The sequence below is a fragment of the Persicitalea sp. genome (assembly GCF_041751555.1).
Taxonomy (GTDB): domain Bacteria; phylum Bacteroidota; class Bacteroidia; order Cytophagales; family Spirosomataceae; genus Persicitalea.
In genome coordinates, this window is the sequence record NZ_JBGSXF010000236.1 from 1 (window position 1) to 6247 (window position 6247).

A 6247-nucleotide genomic window follows, 5' to 3' on the forward strand; every position below is an offset into this window, starting at 1 on the left:
AGGCGGGTCATGGATTTCTGGTCTAGGGAAGGTAGTGGGGTATTTGTACCTTTGTGGCAAAGTTACGGGTATCGAACGTGAGTTGTTTGGAAAATGTTCTAGGCGGTATTGTCAAGGCATTTTTACTTGAATTTTAACATCTTTCATCAAAATACGGGCTGTCCGGCGATGCGTCGCCCCGGCCGTACCACAATTATGTCATTAAAAAGCAAAGTCGAATCAGATATCAAAGACGCCATGCGGGCGAAGGATCAGGACAAATTGCGCGCTCTGCGGGCGGTCAAGTCGCTGATTCTTTTGGAAGAAACCAGCGGTAATAGCACTGGCGATTTGTCGGAAGATGACGAGTTGAAGATCCTCACCAAGGCCGCCAAGCAGCGCCGAGAGGCAGCGGAGATTTTCCACGCCCAGAACCGAGAAGATTTGGCCGCCAAGGAAGAGGCCGAGTTGGTATTTATCGAAGAGTACATGCCCCGGCAGTTGAGCGAGGAAGAGATTAAAACCAAACTGGAAACAATCATCGCGCAAGTCGGCGCTTCGAGTCCGGCGGATATGGGTAAGGTCATGGGCGTGGCAACCAAGGAATTGGCTGGACAGGCCGATGGGAAGGTGGTAGCTGGGTTGGTTCGGAGTTTGTTGGCAAAGTGAAGCTGCTCGATCTCTTGTTAATTATTCCTCTTTTATGGGGAGCAGTAAACGGATATCGCAAAGGTTTGCTCGTGGAGATCGTAGGCGTGGTGGCTTTTGTGGTGGCGATGATCGTGGGATTCAAGTTCCTGGGGCTGGGGATGGAGATACTTGAACCGCATGTGGGACATACTATGGCGCGGCGGGTTTTGCCATTCATCGGCTTTTCTGTGATTTTTTTTCCAACCGTTTTTTTGCTCAATCAATTTGGCTATTCCATTCGCCGATCCTTAAAGTACTCGCTACTGGGTACTTTCGATAGCCTGGCGGGCGCGGCGGTAGGTCTATTTACCTGGGTGTTCGGAGCGAGCGTTTTCTTTTGGTTGCTCAGTACGATGGGCGTCGATATTCCCCCGCACCGCGTCGAGGGGACTTATATCTATCCTTACATAGTTCCCGTAGCACCCGTGGTTATTACCAGAGCCGTCGAATGGTTGCCCGCCGGCAGTGAGTTGATCCGCGATTGGAAGCGAGAGTATTTAGACGGGGACATTATAGAATAACCACGAGGGCCGTTCCGGCGAGAAAATAATGAAAGACACTAAAACTGACATACGAAAACTTTCTCTCGATCAGCTAAAAACCTGGCTGGCTGAGCGCGGCGAACAAGGCTTTCGGGCGAAGCAAATCCACGAATGGCTGTGGAAGAAATCAGCGCGTTCCTTTGCTGAGATGACCAGTTTGTCGCTACCGCTGCGGGAATTGGTAGATCAACACTTTGCCATTAATGCCCTTTCAACCGATAACCAGCAGCATAGTAACGACGGCACCGTCAAGTCGGCCTTCCGGCTGCACGATGCGCATTTGGTGGAGGGCGTGTTGATTCCGGCCACTGATCGGATGACGGCTTGCGTGAGCAGTCAAGTAGGTTGTTCGTTGAGCTGTACTTTTTGCGCGACGGGCTACATGGATCGCAAACGCAACCTGGAAGCAGGCGAGATTTACGATCAGGTAGTTGAGATCGCGCGGCAAGCGGAGCGCAAGTTTCAGGCACCGCTGACCAACATTGTGTACATGGGCATGGGCGAGCCGCTGCTCAACTACGCCAACGTGTTGCAATCCATTGAACACATCACCTCGCCACTGGGCTTGGGTATGTCGCCGAAGCGCATCACGGTATCGACGGCGGGCATCGCCAAGATGATCAAAAAACTGGGTGACGACGAGGTGCGCTTTCGCCTTGCGCTTTCCCTCCACGCCGCCAATGACGAGAAGCGCAATCGCATTATGCCCATCAACGAGTCCAACTCATTGGACAATCTGGCCGAGGCACTCAATTATTTTTATAAAAAAACCGGCAATCGCATTACTTTCGAGTACATCGTTTTCAATAAATTCAACGACTCGCTCGACGACGCAAAAGACCTCTGGGAATTCACCAAGCGCGTTCCGGCTCGCGTCAACATCATCGAGTACAATCCCATCGCCGAAGCCGATTTTCGCAACACCGAAGCTGACAAACTCGATCGTTTCGCTGCCTACCTCGAAAATCGCGGCGTTACCGTTAGTGTGAGGCGTAGTAGAGGAAAGGATATCGATGCTGCTTGTGGGCAGTTGGCGAATAAGGGTTAACAATTTCTTAACATTCCATCCCCATAAACTTTCCCTACTTTTGCGGCATTTACGGTCAGTCAAAAGGCTGATTTGCACTTACTCACCCCCTGCCATATGTTTGGTTTAGAGACCGACATTTTTCTCCTCCTGGCGTTTTGCCTTTTTGCCGCCTGCGCTTTTGAATTTGTCAACGGATTTCACGATACGGCCAACGCCGTGGCAACCGTCATCTATACCAATGCTCTCAAACCCAACACTGCGGTAGTGTGGTCAGGCTTCTGCAATTTTCTGGGCGTATTCTTTGGCGGCATCGCCGTGGCGATGGGGATTTTGAATTTACTACCCACGGAATTGCTCATTGACCAAAACGTTTATCACAGTATAGCGATGGTGCTGGCGCTGCTGTTCAGCGCTATCATCTGGAACTTGGGTACCTGGTACTTTGGCTTGCCGAGTTCCAGTTCACACACGCTGATCGGTTCCATCTTGGGCGTGGGGCTGGCTTTTACCTTTATGCCGGAAAACACACGCGGGACAGGTGTCAACACTTCCAAGGCAGTCGATATATTCATATCGCTGCTGGCTTCGCCACTCTTCGGATTTTCGCTGGCGGTAGTACTGATGTTTATTTTGCGGAAGACTCTGGATAAGCCTTTGCAGAAACTGGTTTTTAGTGAACCTAAGAAAAACCAACCGCCGCCGCCCTGGATTCGTGCGATTCTGATTACAACTTGTACCTTGGTGAGTTTTTTCCACGGATCCAATGACGGGCAGAAGGGTGTGGGACTGATTATGTTGATTCTCATCGGGATTACTCCGGCTTACTTTGCGCTGAATAATGACCTCGATCCTACGCTAATGCGAGGTAATATCGCCCAAATCGAAACTGTGATAAACAAGGTAGATTCTAACGTTCTGTCCCCCTTGAACCAGACCGAGTTAGCCGAAACCAAGCGCGAAATCGCTTCCCTGCAAGATCAGCTCAGCAAGCCGCTGGAGGGAAATGTATTTCCTCAGGGCAAGCGTCTCAACGCGCGCCGCTCAATCCTGCTCATCGACCGCAACGTTAAGGATTTGCTCGATAGTAAAAATGTCAATATTAGCCTGGCTGACGCCGATGTACTCAAAACCCAGATCAGTGAAAATACGGGCATTCGACGATTTACCGACTACGCCCCCGATTGGGTAGTTTTGATGATTTCGCTGTCGCTGGGCTTGGGAACAATGGTGGGCTGGAAGCGTATCGTGGTCACCATTGGTGAGAAAATCGGTAAGCAGCACCTGACCTACGCGCAGGGTGCCTCGGCGGAATTGGTGGCGGCAAGTACTATTGGCGCATCTTCGTGGCTGGGACTGCCCGTGAGCACCACGCATGTACTTTCGTCGGGTATTGCGGGGACAATGGTTGCTAACAAGGGCATTAAGAATTTGCAGGGCGGCACGGTGCGAAATATCGCCATTGCCTGGATATTGACGCTGCCCGTAACGATGACTTTGTCCGCTACACTGTATTACTTCTTCCGCTGGGTTTTCTGATTTTTAAGCAAAATTATTCCCTGAAACCCTCCTCCGCCTTTCTCTTGTCATAAGGGAAAAAGGCGGCTTTCTCTTTTTGTACCACTTTCGCCAGGATTTTGGGATTATTTGTACCTTAGAGCGTTTTAAGCGATGAAAGAGTGATTATTGAACCAACCGAACGATGACCGATATTCTTGAACAAGTCGCGCGCTATGGCTACGTAAACGAAGCCATAGCCGACGACATAGATTTAATTGCAGAGATAAACCGCCTGAAAAAGGAGAAAAACGCCGTGATTCTGGCGCACTACTACGTGGACGGAGCTATCCAGGATCTGGCAGATTACATCGGCGACAGCCTTGGTCTTTCGCAGCAAGCCGCCGCCACCGAAGCCGATATGATCGTTTTTTGCGGCGTACATTTCATGGGAGAAACCGCCAAGGTACTTAGCCCCGAAAAAAAGGTCGTCATCCCCGACCTAAACGCGGGCTGCTCGCTGGCCGACTCCGCCCCCGCCGACAAGTTTGCCGAATTCAAGGCGCGACACCCCGACCACATCGTGATTAGCTACATCAATTGTTCAGCCGAAATAAAGGCGCTGACGGACATTGTGTGTACTTCGTCCAATGCGCTGCACATCGTGAATAGCTTGCCCAAAGATCAGAAAATCATCTTCGCTCCTGATGCCAACTTGGGGCGTTACGTAGCCAAGAAAACGGGCCGCGATATGGTACTTTGGGATGGAGCCTGCATCGTCCACATTGACATCTCGCGCGAAAAACTTCAAAAGCTCCGGGAAGACAATCCCGATGCGCTGCTCATCGCGCATCCTGAGTGCAAGGAGGATGTCCTCATGCAAGCCGACTTCGTGAGCTCAACGACGGGGCTGTTGAAATTTGTGCAGGAAAACGACGCTGAAAAATTCATTGTCGCCACCGAAGCAGGTATTCTGCATAAGATGAAGCAGTCGGTGCCGCACAAAAAGCTTTTACCCGCCCCGGCCACCGACAATAACACCTGCGCTTGCTCGGAATGCCCTTATATGAAAATGAACACGCTTGAAAAGGTGTACAATGCACTCTATTACGAGCAACCCGAAATCATCGTTCCAGAAGAAATCCGTGTGAAGGCTTACGAGTCAGTGGCAAGAATGCTGGAACTGAGCAAAGGGATATAAAAGTGTGGCACTACCGGGGCGACGCATCGCTATCTTGCCCGTGAAAGTAAAGTCAGGAGCAGCTAGAATGAAACTTAAGGCCTCGCTGTTTTTTGGAATAATAACAACCTTAATTGCTTGTCATCGTCCCGCTGATGACGTTTGGGAAGCCAAAGCATGCCTCTTGGCTGCCGACAAATGGCAGCTCGAACAAATTGCGATGGATGAAGTACCTATCTTAAAAAATGGCGAACATATTCCGCACATTAGCGGTGCTAGATTTGACCGCCACATGGATTGGGTCAGTTTTAAAGAAGATGGTAGTTTTGAAGGCCACTTCGTAGGCGACGACACCACGCAGCACTACCAGTGGAAAGTATATGTGCCAACGAAAGTCATCGCCCTGCGCGACTCCGCCACCGGAACGGGTGGCTGGAACATTTACCCGCGCAACGTCTATGAAGATACTTTTGAAATGGAAACCCGCAGCACAGTTTACGACCCGCCAAGGGTAACGAAGCTGACTTTGCGGTATTCAATTTTGAATGAGTGAATGATAGAATGAGTGAATATTGTCCCTGCGTAGATATGCACAAATTTTGTCTGATTGAATTTATTCTATCATTCACTCATTCTATCATTCAAAATTAATTTATGTCTCAATTCGATTTTCTTGTCATCGGTTCCGGGATTGCGGGACTTAGTTACGCGGCCAAACTGGCACGGCATTTCGAGGGAAAGGAGGAAGTTTCCATCGCCGTTATCACCAAGGTACGGGCCGACGAAACCAATACCAAGTATGCACAGGGCGGCATTGCGGCTGTCTGGGCCGAATCCGATTCGTTCGAGAAGCATATCGAGGACACGATGGATGCGGGCGACGGTATAAATAAGCGCGAGATCGTCGAGATGGTGGTAGAGGAAGGCCCCGACCGTATTCAAGAATTGATCGACTACGGCACGCGTTTCGATAAGGAGGAAGACGGCGATTACGACCTTGCCAAAGAAGGCGGTCACTCGGACCACCGCATCTTGCATTTCAAGGATAACACGGGCTACGAGATCGAGCGCGCGCTACTTGAAGAGGTGAAACGACATAAGAATATCCAGCTTTTTACACATTTCTACGCCGTTGAATTTATCACGCAGCACCATCTGGGAGAAACTGTCTATCGCTACCGCGAGGACATCGAGTGTTACGGTGCTTATGTGCTAAACTTAAAGACCAGTCAGGTAGAGAAGTTTTTGGCCAAAACTACCCTGGTCGCCACGGGAGGCGTTGGGAATATTTACCAAAGTACCACCAACCCCACCATCGCCACGGGCGACGGC

General features: G+C 50.4%; 7 protein-coding genes. All 7 read left to right on the top strand.

Annotated elements, in window-relative coordinates:
* The first annotated feature begins 195 nt into the window (after window positions 1–195).
* Complete coding sequence (locus tag ACEW8P_RS08470) at window positions 196–648, top strand: GatB/YqeY domain-containing protein (RefSeq protein WP_373512651.1); 453 nt, start codon at window positions 196–198, stop codon at window positions 646–648.
* Window positions 645–1190, top strand: coding sequence for a CvpA family protein (locus ACEW8P_RS08475; RefSeq protein WP_373512652.1), 546 nt, complete (start codon window positions 645–647; stop codon window positions 1188–1190). The genes ACEW8P_RS08470 and ACEW8P_RS08475 overlap by 4 nt, the downstream gene beginning before the upstream one ends.
* Window positions 1191–1218: 28 nt before the next feature.
* On the top strand, window positions 1219–2259 hold the full coding sequence (gene rlmN, locus ACEW8P_RS08480) for a 23S rRNA (adenine(2503)-C(2))-methyltransferase RlmN (RefSeq protein WP_373512653.1): 1041 nt from the start codon (window positions 1219–1221) through the stop codon (window positions 2257–2259).
* 96 nt (window positions 2260–2355) lie between these two features.
* The gene (locus tag ACEW8P_RS08485) at window positions 2356–3777 is read left to right on the top strand and encodes an inorganic phosphate transporter (RefSeq protein WP_373512654.1); all 1422 of its coding nucleotides are present in this window, start codon (window positions 2356–2358) and stop codon (window positions 3775–3777) included.
* 163 nt (window positions 3778–3940) lie between these two features.
* On the top strand, window positions 3941–4936 hold the full coding sequence (nadA, locus tag ACEW8P_RS08490) for a quinolinate synthase NadA (RefSeq protein WP_373512655.1): 996 nt from the start codon (window positions 3941–3943) through the stop codon (window positions 4934–4936).
* Between the two features lie 67 nt (window positions 4937–5003).
* Window positions 5004–5468 carry a hypothetical protein gene (locus tag ACEW8P_RS08495; RefSeq protein WP_373512656.1) on the top strand — a complete coding sequence of 155 codons (465 nt, stop codon included), beginning with the start codon at window positions 5004–5006 and terminating at the stop codon, window positions 5466–5468.
* 101 nt (window positions 5469–5569) lie between these two features.
* A partial coding sequence (locus tag ACEW8P_RS08500; protein WP_373512657.1) for an FAD-dependent oxidoreductase occupies window positions 5570–6247 on the top strand: 678 nt, incomplete at its 3' end.

What these genes read in the sequence shown, in the direction of transcription:
- ACEW8P_RS08470 (WP_373512651.1), top strand. Translation starts at nt 196, where the DNA reads ATGTCATTAAAAAGCAAAGTCGAATCAGATATCAAAGACGCCATGCGG.
- rlmN (WP_373512653.1), top strand. Translation starts at nt 1,219, where the DNA reads ATGAAAGACACTAAAACTGACATACGAAAACTTTCTCTCGATCAGCTA.
- ACEW8P_RS08485 (WP_373512654.1), top strand. Translation starts at nt 2,356, where the DNA reads ATGTTTGGTTTAGAGACCGACATTTTTCTCCTCCTGGCGTTTTGCCTT.
- nadA (WP_373512655.1), top strand. Translation starts at nt 3,941, where the DNA reads ATGACCGATATTCTTGAACAAGTCGCGCGCTATGGCTACGTAAACGAA.
- ACEW8P_RS08495 (WP_373512656.1), top strand. Translation starts at nt 5,004, where the DNA reads ATGAAACTTAAGGCCTCGCTGTTTTTTGGAATAATAACAACCTTAATT.